A 17,891-nucleotide genomic window follows, 5' to 3' on the forward strand; every position below is an offset into this window, starting at 1 on the left:
AACCACCACGGGTCCCGGAAAACGGTCCTGAGCGAACCCTACTGCGATCGGCCCCGGCCCCGGGATTCCGGGAGTTCGGCGTGCCCGCGCCGTTCCGGTGCGGGCACGGCGCCGACGGGCGCCCGCCGCCCCGATCGGTGATCATGGGTCGGTGCGGTTCTCCATTCTGGGCCCCCTCCAGGTGCACGACGCCTCGGGGCACCCCATCACCATCGGCGGCGCGCGCCTGCGCGCCCTCCTGATCCTGCTCCTGCTCCGCCCCGGCCAACAGGTGGCCAACGAACAGCTCACCGACGCGATCTGGGGGGAGGACGTCCCCGCGGCCGCGGGCAACGCCCTCCAGGCCCTCGCCTCCCGACTGCGCCGCGCCCTGGGCGAGCGGACCCGCCTGCACGGCGACGCCTCCGGCTACCGGTTGGACGTCGTGCCCGGGCAGGTCGACCTGCACGAGTTCGAGGACCTGGCCAGACGCGGAGGGGACCGGCTCCAGGTCGGCCGCCCCCGGGAGGCCGAACGCGTCCTGTCCGCCGCGGCCTCCCTGTGGCGCGGCCCGGCCCTGCCCGACCTCACCGCCAGGGGAGTCGCCGACGACATCGCGCTGCGACTGTCCGAGACCCATCGCACGGTGCTGGAGGACCACCTGTGCGCCCGCATCGAACTGGGCCGCTTCGCACAGGCCCTGCCCGAGGCGGAGGCCCTGGCCGCACGCGAACCGCAGCGCGAGCGCCCCGTCGAACTGCTCATGCGCGCCCTGGCGGGCAACGGTCGCACCGCCGACGCCCTCGCCGCCTACGAGGAGTTCCGCAAGCGGCTGGCCGAGGAGACCGGCTTGGACCCCTCCGCCCGCCTGCGCGAAACCCACCTGCGCCTGCTCCGCGGGGAGCTCGCCGCCACGGCGCCCGGACCGCGCGGAGCTCCGGACCCGCCCGAAGTGGTCCGGTTGCCCCGGCACCTGACCAGTTTCGTCCCCCGTGAGGCCGAGGTGTCCGCCGCGGTCGCCCGCCTGTCCTGCGCGCGCATGGCCACGCTCACCGGCCCCGGCGGCTCGGGCAAGACCCGTCTCGCCGTCGAGACCGCCGCGACCCTGGTCGAACGCACCCCCGAACTGGTCTCCGGCGGGGTCTGGTTCGTGGAGCTCGCCCCCGTACGACAGGGGGACGACCTGCCCGACGCGATCGCGACCGCACTGGAACTGCGCGGGCACACGGTGCTCCAGGCACGTACCGGCACGGCGCCCCAGCCCTCCCTGGAAAGGGTCCTCGCCTTCCTGGGCGAGCGTGCGGGCCTGGTCGTGCTGGACAACTGCGAGCACCTGGTGGCCGACACCGCCCGCATCGTGCAGACCCTGCTGTCGCGCTGCCCGAACCTGCGCGTACTCGCCACGTCGCGGGAGCCGCTGGGGGTGGACGGGGAGAGCCTCCTACCGGTGCCCTCCCTTGCCCTGCCCCCCGAGGACGCCGACGTCGAGGAGGCCCGTACCTACACCTCCGTGGTGCTGTTCACCGAGCGCGCCGAGGCGGTGCGGCCCGGGTTCACGGTCGGCCCCGACAACGTCGCCCACGTCGTCCGGATCATGCGGGAGCTGGACGGCATGCCGCTGGCCCTGGAACTCGCCGCGGCCAGACTCAGGGCGATGTCGCCCGCCCAGCTCGCCGCCCGCCTCTGTGACAGGTTCCGCCTGCTCACCGGTGGAAACCGCTCGGCACTGCCCCGACACCGCACCCTGCGCGCCGTGGTCGACTGGAGCTGGGAACTGCTCGACGAACCCGAACGCCTCCTGCTGGGCCGTCTGGCGGTCTTCCCCGGCGGGGCCGACCTGGACGCGGTCGAGCGGGTCGGTTCCGACCCCGAGGGCGCGCCGGGGACCGTCGCCGGGCACGACGTGTGGGCCGTCCTGTTCGCTCTCGTGGACAAGTCCCTCCTGATCGCGGAGACCTCCGAACGCGAGGACGCCCCTCCCCGCTACCGGCAGTTGGAGACGGTCCGCGCCTACGCGGCCGAGCGCCTGGTGCGGAGCGGGGAGCAGGAACGGGTCCGGGACACCCAGGCCCGGTACGCGCGTGACCTGTGGAGGCGGGCCGACCCCGAACTGCGCGGACACGACCAGGGAAGGTGGATCGACCGGCTCGGCCGGGAGGCCGACAACTGCGCGGCCGCCTTCCAGTGGGCGCTGGAGCGCCGGGACGCCGCCCTGGCCCTGGACCTGGTCGAGTACTCCCAGTGGTACTGGACCCTGGTCGGGGGCTGGCGGCAGGTCCACCGCTGGTCGGAGCAGGCGCTGGAGCTGGTCGGGGACCGGCCGCCCGCGGGGCGCGAGGTGGCCTACGCCAGCTGCCTGTTCCACACGTCCGGTGAGACGGGGTTGGGCCGCACGGTCGTCCTGGCACGGATCGCCCGGGTGGAGGAGGTACTCCGGAGCGTGGGGCGTCGGGTGGAGGACCACCCACTGCTCATCCTCTGCCTGGTCTACCACGCGCTGTCGGACGGCCGGCCGGACAGCCCGGCCCGCGCACGCCTGGAGGAGGCCCTGGAAGGGCAGCCGGACGCCTGGGCCAGAGCGGCCACGTATCTGATGCTCTCGCTGCTGGACGCGGTCTTCGGGCAGGCGGAGCGCTCCCTGGAACGCGCCTCGACCGCGCTGGAGGCCATGCGCGGGCTCGGGGACGTGTGGGGCCAGTGCCACGCGCTCATCCAACTGGTGGACATCGCCCGCTTCACCGACCTCGAACGGTGTCGCTTCCTGCTCGCCGAGGGCGTCGATCTGGCCCGGGAGCGCGGGCTGGAGGGGATGGCGGCCGTCTTCCGGACCCGGAGGGCCCAGATCCTCGTCGACCTGGGCGACCTGGAGGGCGCCGAGCAGGACCTGAAGCAGCTCGCGGGGACCTCGGCGGAGGGCGAGCAGCTGGTGGTGCTCAGCCAGACCCGGGTCCAGTGGCTGCGCGCCGCGGGCCGTACCGACCAGGCCCGGAGGCTGATGGACCGGACCGAGCCGACCGTCGCCGGTCTGGGCGGTTTCGCACCGGCCTACCTCGAACCCGCCTGGCGGCTCCTGGCCGCGGACCTGGCCTGGGACGAGGGCGACACCGGCCGGGCCTGGCGGGAGGCGGGCCGGGCCTGGTGGCTGTCCCGGCACGGGTTGGGGACGGTCAGCGCCGACGTCCTGGACGCCTTCGCGGGCATGGTGGCCGAGCAGGACCCGGAGTGGGCCGCCCTCCTGCTCGGTTACGCCACCGCCCTGCGCGGTGTCGCGGACTCGGCCTCGCCGAGGGGGCTAAGGGTCCGTGAGCTCCTGGTGGAGCGGTTGGGCGAGGCCGGACTCCGGCAGCGGTCGGCCCGGGGCGAGGGCGCCGGGGCGGAGGCGATCCGCGCCCGGGTGGCGCGGTGGCTGGCCCCGATCGTGCCGGACGACGTCGACCTGGGCGACTGGGCGCGCTGAGCCCGCGGGGCGGCGCCGCGGAGCGCGGTGCCGCCCCGCGGCGGTGCGTCAGGTGCGTCGGCGGTAGGCCCACACGGCCAGCGGGAAGAAGACCGCGGTGATCAGGACGGTCCAGACCAGGGTCCAGGCCAGGGGACCGGCGACGTCGCCGCCGAGCATCAGCCCGCGCATGGCGTCCACGACGTGGGTGACGGGGTTGTTCGCGGCGATCGGAGCCAGCCAGCCCGGCATGTCGTCCGGCGAGACGAAGGTCGAGCTGCCGAAGGTCAGCGGGAACAGCAGGATCATCGCGAACGACTGCACGGCCATGGGTGTGCGGACGATCATGCCCACGAAGGCCGACATCCAGCACAGCGCGAACGCGAACAGCAGCACCAGCGCACTGGCGGCGACCACACCGGTCACCCCGCCCTCGGGGCGGAAACCGATGGCCAGTCCCACGAGCATCACCATGACCACGGTGATCGCGTAGCGCACCAGGTCGCCCAGGACCGCACCGATCAGCGGGGCCGAACGAGCGATGGGCAGGGACCGGAACCGGTCGAAGATCCCCTTCTCCACGTCCTGACTCAGGCTGAAACCGGTGCCCATCGTGGCGAAGATGACCGACTGCGCGATGATGCCGGGCATCAGGAAGTCGCGGTAGGCCTGCCAGTCGCCCATCATCGCCTGTCCGAAGACGAACACGAACAGGGTCACGAACATGACCGGCTGCAGCATGAGCCCGAAGACCTCTTCGGGGTTGGCCTTGATCTTCAGGATGCTGCGCCAGGTGAGCTGGAGCCCGTTCTGGACGGTGGTCAGCGGGGAGATGTTCGGCGGCGCCACCGGGGCGCCTCCCGACACCGTTCGCGTCGGGGTCGTCACGGTGCTCATGCGGGGGTCCCTTCGGTCGCGGGTGTGCCCGTGGTCTCGTCTTCGGCGGTGTGCCCGGTGAGGGCGAGGAAGACCTCGTCCAGGCTCGGCCTGCGCAGGGAGAGCTCGGCGACGGACACTCCCTGCTCGTCCAGGCGGCGCACCGTCTCGGGCAGGACGCCGGAGTCGGCGACCGGGACGCTGAGGAGCATTCCGTCCGTGGTCGCCGGGGTGCTGGTGACGGCCTCCACGATCCGGGTGGCCAGCGGCAGCTGCGCGGGGTCGACGGTGCGCAGCTGCAGCACCTGGTCGCCCGCCTGGTTCTTCAGCTCCTCGGGGGTGCCCCGGCTGATCACCCGGCCGTGGTCCAGGACCATGATGTCGTCGGCGAGCTGGTCGGCCTCCTCCAGGTACTGGGTGGTGAGCAGCACGGTCACGCCGTCGTCCACGAGTCCGCGCACGACCTCCCACAGGCCGATCCGGCTGTGCGGGTCCAGGCCGGTGGTCGGTTCGTCCAGGTACAGCAGGGTGGGCCGTCCCACCAGGCTCGCCGCCAGGTCCAGCCGCCGGCGCATCCCGCCGGAGTAGGTCTTGGCGGGGCGGTCGGCGGCGTCGGCGAGCCCGAAGCGCGCCAGGAGCTCCCCGGCCCTGGACCGGGCGTCGGCGCGGCCGAACCCGAGCAGGCGGGCGATGAGCACCAGGTTCTGGGTGCCGGTCAGTTCGGCGTCCACGGCCGCGTACTGCCCGGTCAGGCCGATCTGGCGGCGTACCTCGTGTGGTTCGCGGACCACGTCGAAGCCGCCGACGGTGGCGTGCCCGGCGTCGGGCCTGAGCAGGGTGGAGAGGATGCGCACGGTCGTGGTCTTCCCGGACCCGTTGGGCCCCAGGACGCCCAGCACGGCCCCCGACTCGGCCGTCAGGTCCACACCGTCCAGGGCGGTCTTGCCCTTGAAGTGTTTGACCAGCCCTTCCGCGCGGATGGCGTCAGTCATTGGTCCTCCGTTTCAACGTCTGTCCCCAAGTGTGCCGACCTGCACTGACAGAACGCTGACAGTCTGACTCGCCCCGCTCTGACACCATCGGCGTACGTCCCGTCCGGGACACCACGGCCTAGACTCGTGCAGGTGATGAACACCCCGCCGCATGACGCCATTCCCCCGGGGGGAGAGCCCCCGCAGCCACCCGAACGGACCGTCGGCGCACGACTGCGCCCGCCCTCGCGGCGGGTGAGCGGACGCGCGATCGGGGTGTGGACGCTGCGGCTGCTCTTCGGGGCGGTCCTCAACCTGGTCGTGTTGAGCCTTCTCGCCTGGGGCGCGAGCTCGGCGCCCTGGGCCTGGATCCCCGGGCGGGTGGCGGAGAACGCCTGGATGCTGCCGGTGGCCTACTCGGTGTACGCGCTGGCCAAGATCGCGATCGTGCCCTCCTGGCGGTACCGGGTGCACCGGTGGGAGGTCGGCGCGGACGTCATCTACACCCGGGCCGGGTGGATCAGCCGCACCTGGCAGCTGGTTCCGGTCAACCGGCTCCAGACCGTGGACCACACCCAGGGCTGGCTGGAGCGGGTCTTCGACGTGGCCACGCTCCAGGTCCAGACCGCCTCCTACGCCGGTTCCTCGACCATCGAGGGCCTGGACTCCGACGAGGCGCGCCGGCTCAGCGAGGAGCTCGCCGTGCGTGCCGGAACCCTGCGGGACGACGCGACCTGATGGACCGACGGCACGAACCCGAACCGAACCCCCACGGCGCCGAACCCACCGACCCCGCGACGGGCGGCTGGGTCGCGCCGGGCAGTACACCTTCCGGAACCGCGCGTGAACCGGAGCGGGGCGCGGCGGACGCCACCGAACCCGGTTCCGCACACCCGGCCCCTGCCGGCGGCGCGTCCGCCGCCGACGCGCCCTCCGCCACCGAACAGCCCCGTTCCTGGTGGGGGGAGGCGCCCGGGGGCGGGCCGCCCGCCGACCTCGGCGCGCGCAGTGCCCGCCAGCTCAGCCCGCGCAGCATGGTCGTCGGTCCGATCAACCAGCTCAGGAACCTTCTCCTGCCCGTCCTGGCCGGCCTGGTGGTCGGTGGGTTCAACCCCTGGCTGCTGGCGGCCACGGGGGCCGGCGTCGTCGCACTCCTGATCGGCGGGTTCGTCACCTGGCGGACGTTCCGCTACGAGGTGGAGGAGGACCGGATCGAGATCCGCAGGGGGCTCATCCGGCGTTCCCGGCGCACGATCCCGCTGGAACGCGTCCGCGGGGTGGACGTCACCAGCACCCTCCTGCACCGGATGCTCGGTGTCGCGGTGGTCCGGATCGAGGCGGCGGCCGGGTCGGCCGGGGCCACCGAGGACGGCAAACTCGACGCGGTCTCCGCCGCCGAGGCCGAGCGGTTGCGCCGGGTACTGCTGCACCGTAGGGCCGTGCTCACCGGACGGGACGCGGCGGCGGGGCAGGGCCAACGGTCCGGGGAGTCGGCGCACGGCTCCGAGGCCGGTCGGCACGCCTCCGGAGCGCAGGACCCGCCGAGCGCGGACGGGGCAGCCGATGACACCGGCGACGCCGATGACGCCGTCACCCACTTCACGATGCCCCGGAGCTGGTACCTGTACGGGTTGCTCAGCCTGGGCTACCTGCTGACCCCGTTCGTCGTCCTGGCGACCCTGCTCGGCACGGTCCAGCAGTCTGCCGGGGAGGTGGCCACCGATTTCTTCGTCGACTGGGTGACCAGTACCGACCGCGCCTTCCTGGTCGTGTTCGGGACGGCGTCCGTGGGTGTGCTGGTGGCGCTGATGCCGGTGTTCGCGGTGGTCTCCTACTCCCTGACCCACTGGGGGTTCTCACTCAGGGACCGGGACGGCTCCCTGGTCGCCGAGCGCGGCCTGTTCACCCGGCGCAGCGTCACCCTGGAGAAGCGGCGCATCCGCGGGTACGAACTGCTGGACAACCCCCTCGAACGCACCCGCGGGGCGGTGGGTCTGCGCGCCATCGTCACCGGCCTGGGCGACACCGCCACCCGCGCGGTGCTGTTGCCGGTCGGCCCGAGGCCCCGGGTGGAGGAGGTCGTGGGCGGGGCCCTGGCCCTGTTCCGGGGGTCGCTGATCCGGCACCCCCGGGCGGCGTTGTACCGGCGGCTGATCCGTGCGGTGTTGCCCTTCGCCGCGGTGGCGGCCGTGGCCCTGGCCCTGGGCGCCGTGTGGCCGGCGGTGGCCGCCGGGTTCCTGGCTCTGCTGGGGGTGCCCCTCGCGGTCGACCGCTACCGTTCGCTGGGGCACGGCTACGACGGTGAACGGGTGAGTGTGCGCTCGGGGTCGCTGTCCCGTTCCCAGGCCACGGTGGAGCGGTCCGCGGTGATCGGGTGGACCTGGACCCAGACCCTCTTCCAGCGCCGGTCCCGCCTGGCGGACCTCCAGGTCACCGTGGGTGCGGGTGCGGGCGGTTACACCGCACAGGACGCCTCCCTTGCGGAGTCCGTGGACTTCGCCGCCCGGGTCACCCCCGAGATGGTGCGGCCCTTCCTGGCCGCGGACGGGGACGAGGAGGGCTGGGCGGACGATCTGCGGGGGACGGGCTGACACGGCCTGGGGCACCGGGGGTGCCCCCGGCAGGCGGTGCCGGGACGGGGAGGAGGGCGGCCGCTCTCGTGCGACCGCCCTCCCACGGGGTGTGCCGGTGCGTCCCCGGCACCTTTGTTCCGTTCGGGGTGCCCCTGTGCTGTTCCGGGAGCCCTGCGCCGTTCGGTCAGTCGTTCTTCTTCGAACCGAACATGATCTCGTCCCAGGAGGGCACCGAGGCCCGGCGCCCCCGCCCCTTGCGCTTGGCGGGACCAGCGGCGGTGGAGCCGTTGGCCGCGGCCGGGACGGCCGCCGCGGGCGGCTGCTCCCCGGCGGCGCGGCGCGGAGTTCCGGCGTCGTTGAGGTCGATGGTGGCGCGGCGGCGGCGCGGCCGCTGCTGTGCGGGCTCCTCGGCCGCCGGGCCCTCCTCCGGGTCGGTCCGTGGCGCGGCCGCCGGTGCGGGCGGGGCGTCCGACCACTCCGGTGCGCTGTCAGGCCCGGTCCGCTGCCGGGGTTCGGCGTGCTCGGGGGCCCGGCGGGCGGCGGGCCCGCTCTCCTCCAGCCCGTACCCGCGGGGTTCGGGGCGAGCGGGCGGGGCCTCGGCCGGTTCGGTGAACTGCCGGTGGACCGGCTCGGGCCGGGGCGCGGCGGGCCGGTGCGTCTGCGGCAGGGGCGCCGCGGGCGGCGCCTCGTCCGGACGTTCCGCGAACCGTTCGCTGGGGCGCTCCAGGGGACGTCGGGGTGCGGGTTCCTGGGGTTGCGGCGCCTGGCGGTGGCGCTCCTCCCGGAGCGGGACACCGAACTGGTCGGTCTCGGGGCGCCGTGCCACGGGGTGCAGCGGGTCGTCCAACGGCGTGTCCTGCGCGGGCGACAGGCGGCGCGGGGCGACGTGGTCGTGACGTCGCTCGGCGGCGGACTGTGCGTCCAGGCGGGGCAGGTCGGTGGCGGCCTCGTTGCGGCGCGGGGCGAAGGGTGTGACGTTCGTGCCGGGGGAGGGCGGCGCGTCCAGGGGCTCGTTGGATGAGAACCGGTCGGCCTCCTCGTCGGCGGGGACGACGCTGTTGTGTCTGGGCTCGTACAGCCAGTGGGCGACGCGCTCGTCGCCGCCGTGCAGGAAGACGAGCTTGAGCTGCCAGGAACGGTCCTCCCGCTTCCACGAGTCCCACACCGCGTCACCGGTCTCCAGCTGGTGGGCGCCGATTCTTCTGGTGACCACCTCCTCCAGGGAGGGGCCCGGTGCGGCGTCACCGTGTGAACGCACGGTGGCGCGCTGGGCCTGCTGCGCGATGTACTCGCGCTCCTGGAGGACGGGGCCCTCGAACCAGCGCACCCGTTCGATGGGTATCCCGGAGATCTCGGAGATGGCCTCCGCGGTCTCGCCGGACCGGATGCGGGCCTGGATTTCCTTGGGGCGCAACGGATTCTCCACTTCGATCTCGTACTGGCCGAGCCGGGAGAACTGGCCGCGTACTGCGGCACGGAGGCGGTCGTCGACGGGCAGCATGAAGCGGGTTCCACGGCCGGTGCTGGCCAGCACCAGGTAGGTGCCGTCCTCACTCACGGCCACGAGGCGAAGCTCGTGCATCGCCCTCCCTTTCGTGTCCCGTCGAGAGCCGGTCCGGCGGACCGTCCCCCGCGTTCTCCAAGTCTGGTCGGCCGACAACTGTTCGGCCAGTACCGCGCCCGGCATGTCCGAACTGTGCCCGCCTCCCGGCCCGTGGTGGGCACCACGGTGGGAGCTGCCCCGAGGTTCCGGGGCCCTCACGGTCGCTTCCGGTGCCAATCTTGACACGCTGAACCTTCCGCGACCGGGAGCGATCGTGGGGGAATGTCGCGGATCCCGCGCGAAGGCTCCGCGGTGATGGTATCCCGCGCTTCCCGAATCACCCCAGGGCTGTGGAAAACTCTGATCTCGGACCAGGTCCGAACATGAGGCGTCCTGGTGTTCGCAAATCGACACGCCGATGGATGTCAGACAGTGATCCTTCTAATCTCATGTCGTTATCAGCGATGAGTCCCCGTTATGGTGAAGTTTCAACTCATGGGCGGTTTGTGATGTCTGGGGCCTAAGGGGTCATATGCCCCACCACACGCCCATCCCAGGACCAAGTGCCCCGCCGCGCCCGAACGCGGCCGACGAAGGGGGGACGGCGCTATGCCAAGATCCGAGCACGGGGACGGACCCGAGGCGGGCGAGGAGGGACCGGAGGAGAGCGCGGGCAGGAGGAAGCGCATCGACCTGAGCGTGGCGCAGGTCGCCGGTGCCGGTGTCGCGACCCTGACCGCGGCCACCGCGGCCTCCTACCTCAACGTCTACGGCACCGTCATCGGTACCGCCGTCATGGCCGTACTCAGCACCAGCGCGGCGCCGGTGATCCAGCACTGGATCACCCGCAGCAGCGAGCAGGCGAGGGAACTGGCGGAGAAGAAGGCCGCCAGGAACACCGGCGCGCGCTCCCCCGTCCGGCCCGGGGCCGCGGACCCGGAGTTCGACACCAACGCGATCCCCGCCGCGGACGCCGGCCTCCACGGGCCGCTCGGGGACCCGGACGCGGCCCGGACGACGGTCATGCCGGTCCTGGGACGGGACCTGCCGGGCCAGACCGTCGCGCACGGTTTCGGCAACCCCGAGGCCCCCGCCGTCGTGGGCGGCCCGGCGGCCCCCGACGCTACCGAGCTCATGCCCGCCGCCCACGACAGGTACACCGACGACCCGGACGGCCCCGGGGAGGGACCGGGCGGGAAGCGCCCCAAGCGCGGCTGGCGTACCGCGGCCGTCTCGGCCGCTGCGGTGTTCGTCCTGGTCATGCTGGTGATCCTGGCCTTCGAGCTGTTCACCGGCCGCTCCCTGACCGCGTGGACCCAGGGACAGGACGAACCCACCTCGCCCTCCCTGCTCGGCGGCAGCTCCGTCACGGCGCAGGTCGAGGAGGAAACCCCCGAGGACACCGGGGACGAACGGCCCTCCACTGAGGACGGCGCCGGAACGGAGGAGCCGGAGACCGGGGCGCCGACCGAACCCGAACCCGAACCCACCCCGTCCCCGTCGGAGGCCGGGCCGGACACCCCCGAGGGCACGACCGACCCCGTCGACCCGCCGGTGGACGAGGGCACCCCGGAGGAACCGGGGGACGCGGAGGTTCCCGGCCCCGGGACGGGGGAGGCGCCCGAGGGCGGTGCGCAGCCCGAGCCCGTTCCGGAGGCACCCGCGGAGTGAGCCCGGCACGGCGGTCCTCCGCCCGCGGTGCGGTGCCCGGCCGCCCGGGTCCGCACCGCGGGCCCTCCCGGAGGGCCCGGCCGAACGCCCCTCAGCCGAACACCCGGTCCAGGTAGGCGTTGCCGAAGCGGCGGTGCGGGTCCACCCGGTCCCGCACCGCCAGGGCATCGCCCAGACGCGGGTAGACGCTCTCCAGGTAGGCGCGGTCGCGGGTGTGCATCTTGCCCCAGTGCGGGCGTCCGCCCACGGAGGTGAAGACCGCCTCCAGGTCGGCGAAGTAGGACTCGTAGGGCGTCCCCTTGTACATGTGCACCGCCACGTAGGCGGTCTCCCGCTCGTGGGCGGTGGACAGCCAGGCGTCGTCGGCCGGGGCGAACCGCACCTCCACGGGGAAGCTCACCCGGTGGTCGCCGCGGTTCACGATCTCCCGGGCCTGGCGCAGGACGTCCGCCACGTGCTCGGCCGGGATCGCGTACTCCATCTCCACGAACCGCACGTCGCGCACCGACGCGAACACCTTGTGCGAGACGTCGGTGTAGGACCGGGCGGACAGCGCCCGGGAACTGATCTGGTTCACAGCCGGGACCACCGAGGGGAAGCGGCGGCACACCCGGTTGATCCGGTCGAAGATCGTGTTGGACAGGAAGTCGTCGTCCAGCCAGGACCGGAAGTTCGACAGCGGCTCGGCCGGGCCCGGGGAGACGTTGTTGCGCTTGGTGTTGGTGCTCTCGGTGTGCGGGAACCAGAAGAACTCGAAGTGGTCGTTCTCCGCGCGCAGTTCGGGGAGGCGCTCCAGGACCTCGTCCAGGGGCATGGGCTCCTCCCGGGCGTGCAGGAGGAACGCCGGGCGGACCGCCATCGTCAGCGCCGTCACCACGCCGAAGGCGCCCAGGCCCACCCGGGCCGCGTGGAACAGGTCCGGGTCCCGGTCGGCCGAGCACTCGACCACGGACCCGTCGGCGAGCACCATCTCCATGCCCACGACCTGGCTCGCCAGGCCCCCCGCGTCCCGACCGGTGCCGTGGGTGCCGGTCTGTACCGCGCCGGACACGGTCTGCACCGCGATGTCGCCCATGTTGGCCAGCGCGACGCCGTGCGAGGCCAGCACGTCGTTGAAGTCGCACAGGGGCAGACCCGCCTCGACCGTGGCGGTGCCCGCGCCGGGGTCGATCGAGCGCACACGGGTCAGGGAGGTGGGAGCCAGGAGCAGGCCGTCGGTGACGGCCACGTCCGTGAAGGAGTGGCCGGAGCCGACCATGCGTACGCGCAGGTCCTCGGCGGCGGCTGAGGAGACCGCGGAGGCGACCTCCCCGGTGCTGTTGGGGGTCGCCGTACGGCGGGGGCGGGCCTGGTGGGTGTCGGCCCAGGTGTGCCACAACACATCAGTCATGCGGTGACATTACCGATCAGTCACTTGTGTGACCAGAGGAAGAGTGTCCCTGGTCACGGAAGACGTGAAAGTTCCACGACAAGGGGCGGGGCGGATCATGCCGGTCCCGGAGAGCTGGTTTCATGAGTTCCATGAGGCCTTACGACGCGTTTTTGCTGATCTCCTTCGGTGGCCCGGAGGGCGAGGACGAGGTCATCCCGTTCCTGGAGAACGTCACCCGCGGGCGCAACATCCCCCGCGAAAGGTTGGCGGAGGTCGGTGAGCACTACTTCCTCTTCGGTGGAGTGAGCCCGATCAACCAGCAGTGCCGGGACCTGCTCGCCGCGGTCACCGCCGACTTCGACGCCAACGGCGTCGACCTTCCGGTCTACTGGGGCAACCGGTTCTGGGAACCGATGCTCACCGACACCCTCGCGAGGATGAGGCAGGACGGGGTCCGCCGAGTGCTGGCGCTGCCCACCTCCGCCTACTGCAACTGGTCCAGCCGGACCGCCTACCGCGAGGACATCGAGCGCGCCCGTGCCGCGCTGGGCGAGGACGCTCCCGAGGTCGACCTGATCCGCCCCTTCTACGACCACCCCGGGTTCGTCGGGCCCCTGGCGGAGCACGCCCAGGCCTGTCTGGACAGGCTCCCCGAGGAGCAGCGCGAGGGCGTGCGCCTGCTGTTCTCCGCGCACTCCATCCCCACCGCCATGGCCGAGGCCAGCGGCGGTCCGGACCAGGACCTGGGCCCCGAGGGCGCCTACGGGGCCCAGCTCGCGGAGGTGGCCCGCCTGGTGGTCGGGCGCCTCGACCGGGAGTACCCCTACGAGCTCGTCTACCAGAGCCGCAGCGGGCCGCCGAGCCAGCCCTGGCTGGAGCCCGACGTCAACGACCGGATGGAGGAGCTCGCCGGGGAGGGCGTCCCCGCCGTGGTGGTCGTTCCGCACGGGTTCGTCTCCGACCACATGGAGGTCAAGTTCGACCTCGACGTGGAGGCCCGCGAGACCGCCGAGAAGCTCGGTATCGGCTACGAGCGCGCGCTCAGCCCGGGCACGCACCCCGCGTTCGTGTCCATGGTGACCGAACTGGTGCACGAGTACACCGGCCGCGCCGCGGAGCAGCGGCTCACCTCCCTGCCGCGCTGCGCCGGGGGGAGCGGTCAGTGCTGCAAGCAGCGCTGACCGGGCCGAACCGCACTGGCGGGACGCTCTCGTGTCCCACCGGTGCGGGCCCCGTGCGCGGTCGCCGGGGCTGACGGCGGGCCGGGCCCCGCTCCCCGGGGGAGGCCGGTCGGGACACGCTCTTCGGTGCAAGACTTGTCAACGTTGTTGACGCCCCCTGAGGTGCGAGAAATACAGCGGTGACCCGGGTCACCGCGGCCGATAGGGTCGGGTCAGACCACAAGTCGACGGTTTCAGGAGATTTTGTCTTGGTTCGTTCCTGGTATGAACTGCCGGAGTACGTCCGCCTGCGCCGCGTGAACGGGCTGCGCCTGTCCCCGGACGGCACCCGCCTCGTCGCGCCCGTGAGCGACATCGCCCCCGACTCCAAGTCCTTCCGCAGCGCCCTGTGGGAGATCGACACCGCCACCGAATCCGAGGGCGGGCGCGCTCCCCGGCGGCTGACCCGCTCCACCAAGGGCGAGTCCGGCGCCGAGTTCCTCCCCGACGGCTCGGTGCTCTTCAGCACCGGACGCGTCGATCCCGAGGCCAAGGCCGAGGACAAGCCCAAGGCCGCGCTGTGGCTGCTGCCCGCGGACGGCGGCGAGGCCCGCCAGGTCGCCTCCCGCCCCGGGGGCATCGGCGCCTTCGCCGTCGCCCGTGACTCCGGACTGGTCGCCTTCACCGGGAGGGTGCACCCCGGTGCCGAGGACGCCGAGGCCGACACGGAGGCCAGAAAGGCCCGTGAGGAGGCCGGGGTCACCGCGATCCTGCACGAGGCCCTGCCCGTGCGCTCCTGGGACAGCGACATCGGCCCGGACCACCCGCGGATCTTCACGGCCGCCCCGCCCGAGGACGAGGACGCCCGCCTCGGCGAGCCCAAGGACCTCACCGGTGACGCGGGCCTGTCCCTTCTCGGCGCCTCCCCGGAACTGACCCCCGACGGGTCCGCCCTGCTCACCACCTGGTCGGTGCCCACCTCCCGCGGCGCCCGCCGGGACGAGGTCGTCGCCGTGGACACGGCCACCGGCGAGCGCCGCACCATCGCCGGCGGGCCCGACGCCCGGTTCGACTTCGGCAACCCCCTGGTCTCCCCGGACGGCACCAGGGCCCTGGTCTTCGCCGATGACGAGGGCAGCTACGACGGAGAGCCCCGCAACGCCACGCTGTGGCTCACCGACCTCGCCACCGGCCAGGGCCGCGACCTGCTCCCCGACCACGAACTCTGGCCCCGCGGTTACGCCTGGTCGGCCGACTCCGGCACGGTCTTCCTCGTCGCCGACGAGAACGGCCGACGCCCGGTCTTTCGCCTGGACCTGGCCACCGGCTCCCTCACCCGGGTCACCGGGGACCACGGTGCCTACAGCGAGCTGAACCCGTCTCCCGACGGCCGCCACGTCTACGCTCTGCGCGACGCCTGGGACGCCCCGCCCGCACCCGTGCGCCTGGCCGCCGACGCCACCGACGGCCAGCCCGAGTACCTGCGCACCCCCGGCTCCGAGCTGACCATGCCGGGCACCCTCACCGAGATCGAGACCACCGCCGACGACGGCACCCGGATCCGGTCCTGGCTGGTGCTGCCCGAGGAGGCCTCCGCCGCCTCGCCCGCACCGCTCATGCTCTGGGTCCACGGAGGCCCCTACATGAGCTTCAACGGGTGGTCCTGGCGCTGGAACCCGTGGCTGCTGGCCGCGCGCGGCTACGCCGTCCTGCTTCCGGACCCCGCCCTGTCCACCGGTTACGGCCAGGACATGCTCCGCCGCGCCTGGGGCCGGTGGGGCCCGCGCACGCACGCCGACGTCATGGCGATCACCGACGCCGCCGAGGCCCGCGAGGACATCGACGCCGAGCGCACCGCGATGATGGGCGGCTCCTTCGGCGGCTACATGGCCAACTGGATCGCCGGGCACACCGACCGGTTCAAGGCGATCATCTCGCACGCCTCCCTCTGGCAGCTGGACGGGTTCAGCGGGACCACCGACTACCCGCCGGTGTGGGAGAGCGAGTTCGGCACCCCGCTGGCCCAGCCGGAGCGCTACCAGCTGAACTCGCCGCACCTGCACGCCGACAGGATCCGTACCCCGATGCTGGTCATCCACGGCGACAAGGACTACCGGGTGCCGATCGGGGAGGGCCTGCGCCTGTGGCGCGACCTCCTCCTGCATGAGGTCGACGCCAAGTTCCTGTACTTCCCGGACGAGAACCACTGGATCCTGACGCCCGGCAACGCACAGGTCTGGTACGAGACGGTCTTCGCCTTCCTGGACCACCACGTCCACGGCAAGGAGTGGACCAGGCCCGAGCTGCTCTAGGGTCCCGCACCTGAGGAGGGGCCCGGCACGCGCGGTGCCGGGCCCCTCCTCCGGCGCGTTCGCCCTGCTTCCGTGGGCGAGGGCGGGCTCCACGTAGAGTTCGGTGGCGGAATCATCCGGACACACCCGTCCGGAGGGCCACGACCAGGAGGGCAACAGTGACCACCATCCAGTCCCCACACGACCCGGAGAAGCTGCGGGACCTCGCCGTCGCCGTGGCGGCGGAGGCCGGTGAACTCGCGGCCAAGGGGCAGGAGGGCATCACCGTCCTGGACACCAAGTCCAGCCCCACCGACGTCGTCACCGAGATGGACCGGGCCACCGAGGACCTGATCCGGGAGCGTCTGCTCGCGGCCCGCCCCCACGACGCGATCCTCGGTGAGGAGGGCGGCGGGGTCGAGGGCACCAGCGGGGTGCGCTGGATCGTCGACCCCATCGACGGCACCGTCAACTACCTGTACGGGAGCCCCGACTGGGGCGTGGCCATCGGTGCGGAGGTCGACGGGGCGGTCGTGGCCGCAGCGGTCCGCCTGCCCGCCCACGGGCAGATGTTCGACGCGGTCCTGGGCGGCGGGTCCCGGCTCGACGGCCGGACCCTGCGCGCACCGGACCGGGTCCCACTGGACCGGGCCCTGGTCGCCACCGGCTTCGGCTACCTGCCCGAACGCCGGCTCCAGCAGGCCAGGGTCCTCACCGGGGTGGTCCAGCACATCCGTGACATCCGCCGGGGCGGCTCGGCCGCGGTCGACATCACCGGGATGGCCACCGGGCGCTACAACGCCTACTACGAGCGCGGACTCCACATCTGGGACTGGGCCGCGCCGGGGCTGGTGGCCAGTGAGGCCGGTGTCCGGGTGGGCGGCCCCCGCGGGGGCCCGCCCAGCAACGACCTGGTGATCGCAGCCCGGCCCGGCCTCTACGAGGAGCTCGACGCACTCCTGGCACCGCTCGGAGCCGACACCGACGGCTGATCGGGGTCCGCACGCGCGGCCCCGGATACACGAAACCCCGGGCACACACGGTGCCCGGGGCGGGGGAGGGGCGGGGTCGGACACCCGGAGGTTGTCTGCCCGCCCCGATGCTGTTGCTGTGCGTCCCCGACCCCTCGGGGGCGGGAACCGCGTCGGCCGCTCCGGTCAGGAGTGGGCGTCGACGCCGTTGCGAGCCGCGATGCGGTAGAGATCCTCGAGCTCCGACGCATGGGTGTCGGCAAGGAAGTCGTCCCCGGCGGCCTGCGCCGACTGGAGTGACCGGTAGGTCTCGTTGATACGGACCTTGATCTCCGCCATGAACTCGCCCATTGCACCTCTTCCAGGGGTAGGCACCGGGACACGGTCAGTGCCCCGGTGTGCATCCTTGTGCGCACGCCTGCGCGTGGGCACGAACCGAAGTCGTCACGACCCTGTGACATGCATGCTCGTCGCGGTCCGGGACGGTACCCCGGTTTCCACGCGTGCGTCTCCTACCTCTACCGCACTGTGATCCGCGTCAAACCCCCGCCCCCCGCGCGTGATCCTTCCGTGACGGTAAGCGGGCGCGACGGCCTCTTCCGTAGGATGGAAAAGGGCCCGTCGGCGGGGGTGGCGCCCCGCCGGGGGGGCCGTCGCCGCCGGTGCCCCCGGGGCGGTTTCGGCAAGCGGCGGAAAAAGTGTCCCAAGACACATTTGCCGAACGGGGCTTCTGCTTACTCGTTCCTTATTCTTGATGTGTCAGATTTGAGATGTGCGGGGTTGAGCCGTCGCCGACGGTTGGGGGATTCGTCGGCGACGGCCGCCCCGCGCTCAGGGGAGCTGTGAAGCTCCCGGCCCAGCGCCCGTGCCACACGGGGCGAGGAGAGCGGGACTCCCCCCGGAGTCCCCGGCGGGTTTACCGTCTCCTTACCTCCACTGTGAAAGAACGGTTGACGCGGCCGGGACCAAGAACGCCGCTGCCGGTGTGTTGGGGGATGCGCCGGCAGCGGCCCCCTTTTTGTTTCCAGACACCGATGCTCTAGAAGGA

Annotated in this window: 12 protein-coding genes; 7 read left to right on the top strand and 5 right to left on the bottom strand. The window is 72.7% G+C overall.

The annotated features are described in order from the left end of the window. Window positions 1–151: 151 nt before the first annotated feature. The gene (locus AC0VYD_RS10340) at window positions 152–3,436 is read left to right on the top strand and encodes an ATP-binding protein (protein WP_475479657.1); all 3,285 of its coding nucleotides are present in this window, start codon (window positions 152–154) and stop codon (window positions 3,434–3,436) included. Window positions 3,437–3,484: 48 nt separating this feature from the next. Here AC0VYD_RS10340 and AC0VYD_RS10345 read toward each other — a convergent pair whose 3' ends face one another. After that, window positions 3,485–4,312 (bottom strand): ABC transporter permease, encoded by an 828-nt coding sequence (locus tag AC0VYD_RS10345; RefSeq protein WP_475479658.1) that lies wholly within the window; start codon window positions 4,310–4,312, stop codon window positions 3,485–3,487. Beyond that, window positions 4,309–5,283, bottom strand: coding sequence for an ATP-binding cassette domain-containing protein (locus tag AC0VYD_RS10350; RefSeq protein WP_475479659.1), 975 nt, complete (start codon window positions 5,281–5,283; stop codon window positions 4,309–4,311). The genes AC0VYD_RS10345 and AC0VYD_RS10350 overlap by 4 nt, the downstream gene beginning before the upstream one ends. Window positions 5,284–5,418: 135 nt before the next feature. Here AC0VYD_RS10350 and AC0VYD_RS10355 point away from each other — a divergent pair, with 135 nt between their 5' ends. Further along, complete coding sequence (locus tag AC0VYD_RS10355; protein WP_475479660.1) at window positions 5,419–6,000, top strand: PH domain-containing protein; 582 nt, start codon at window positions 5,419–5,421, stop codon at window positions 5,998–6,000. Continuing rightward, window positions 6,000–7,853 carry a PH domain-containing protein gene (locus AC0VYD_RS10360; RefSeq protein ID WP_475479661.1) on the top strand — a complete coding sequence of 618 codons (1,854 nt, stop codon included), beginning with the start codon at window positions 6,000–6,002 and terminating at the stop codon, window positions 7,851–7,853. Before AC0VYD_RS10355 ends, AC0VYD_RS10360 begins: the two co-directional genes overlap by 1 nt. A gap of 166 nt (window positions 7,854–8,019) precedes the next feature. On the opposite strand, the gene sepH is transcribed toward AC0VYD_RS10360, so the two are convergent. After that, window positions 8,020–9,417, bottom strand: a complete 1,398-nt coding sequence (gene sepH / locus AC0VYD_RS10365; RefSeq protein ID WP_475479662.1) for a septation protein SepH — start codon at window positions 9,415–9,417, stop codon at window positions 8,020–8,022. A 570-nt stretch (window positions 9,418–9,987) separates the two neighbouring features. On the opposite strand from sepH, the gene AC0VYD_RS10370 reads away from it, so the two are divergent. Beyond that, window positions 9,988–11,049, top strand: coding sequence for a hypothetical protein (locus AC0VYD_RS10370; RefSeq protein ID WP_475479663.1), 1,062 nt, complete (start codon window positions 9,988–9,990; stop codon window positions 11,047–11,049). A 91-nt stretch (window positions 11,050–11,140) separates the two neighbouring features. Here the strand turns inward: AC0VYD_RS10370 and AC0VYD_RS10375 are convergent, their stop codons facing one another. Continuing rightward, complete coding sequence (locus tag AC0VYD_RS10375; protein WP_475479664.1) at window positions 11,141–12,439, bottom strand: D-arabinono-1,4-lactone oxidase; 1,299 nt, start codon at window positions 12,437–12,439, stop codon at window positions 11,141–11,143. Window positions 12,440–12,570: 131 nt separating this feature from the next. Between AC0VYD_RS10375 and AC0VYD_RS10380 the strand changes: the two genes are divergently transcribed. The 3 genes from AC0VYD_RS10380 (at window position 12,571) to AC0VYD_RS10390 (ending at window position 16,864) form a co-directional block, all read left to right on the top strand. After that, window positions 12,571–13,602, top strand: coding sequence for a ferrochelatase (locus AC0VYD_RS10380; protein ID WP_475480236.1), 1,032 nt, complete (start codon window positions 12,571–12,573; stop codon window positions 13,600–13,602). 248 nt (window positions 13,603–13,850) lie between these two features. Further along, entirely contained in the window at window positions 13,851–15,893 is a 2,043-nt protein-coding gene (locus AC0VYD_RS10385) for a S9 family peptidase (protein WP_475479665.1), read from the top strand. Window positions 15,894–16,051: 158 nt separating this feature from the next. Next, window positions 16,052–16,864, top strand: a complete 813-nt coding sequence (locus AC0VYD_RS10390) for an inositol monophosphatase family protein (RefSeq protein WP_475479666.1) — start codon at window positions 16,052–16,054, stop codon at window positions 16,862–16,864. A 165-nt stretch (window positions 16,865–17,029) separates the two neighbouring features. Here the strand turns inward: AC0VYD_RS10390 and AC0VYD_RS10395 are convergent, their stop codons facing one another. Beyond that, window positions 17,030–17,194 carry a hypothetical protein gene (locus AC0VYD_RS10395; protein ID WP_191271198.1) on the bottom strand — a complete coding sequence of 55 codons (165 nt, stop codon included), beginning with the start codon at window positions 17,192–17,194 and terminating at the stop codon, window positions 17,030–17,032. Window positions 17,195–17,891 lie beyond the last annotated feature (697 nt).

This window comes from Nocardiopsis sp. iso_40, from assembly GCF_056173285.1.

Excerpts from the sequence above, each read along its gene's own strand:
- AC0VYD_RS10345 (WP_475479658.1), bottom strand. The coding sequence starts at position 4,312 with ATGAGCACCGTGACGACCCCGACGCGAACGGTGTCGGGAGGCGCCCCG.
- AC0VYD_RS10350 (WP_475479659.1), bottom strand. The coding sequence starts at position 5,283 with ATGACTGACGCCATCCGCGCGGAAGGGCTGGTCAAACACTTCAAGGGC.
- AC0VYD_RS10355 (WP_475479660.1), top strand. The coding sequence starts at position 5,419 with ATGAACACCCCGCCGCATGACGCCATTCCCCCGGGGGGAGAGCCCCCG.
- AC0VYD_RS10360 (WP_475479661.1), top strand. The coding sequence starts at position 6,000 with ATGGACCGACGGCACGAACCCGAACCGAACCCCCACGGCGCCGAACCC.
- sepH (WP_475479662.1), bottom strand. The coding sequence starts at position 9,417 with ATGCACGAGCTTCGCCTCGTGGCCGTGAGTGAGGACGGCACCTACCTG.
- AC0VYD_RS10370 (WP_475479663.1), top strand. The coding sequence starts at position 9,988 with ATGCCAAGATCCGAGCACGGGGACGGACCCGAGGCGGGCGAGGAGGGA.
- AC0VYD_RS10375 (WP_475479664.1), bottom strand. The coding sequence starts at position 12,439 with ATGACTGATGTGTTGTGGCACACCTGGGCCGACACCCACCAGGCCCGC.
- AC0VYD_RS10380 (WP_475480236.1), top strand. The coding sequence starts at position 12,571 with ATGAGGCCTTACGACGCGTTTTTGCTGATCTCCTTCGGTGGCCCGGAG.
- AC0VYD_RS10395 (WP_191271198.1), bottom strand. The coding sequence starts at position 17,194 with ATGGGCGAGTTCATGGCGGAGATCAAGGTCCGTATCAACGAGACCTAC.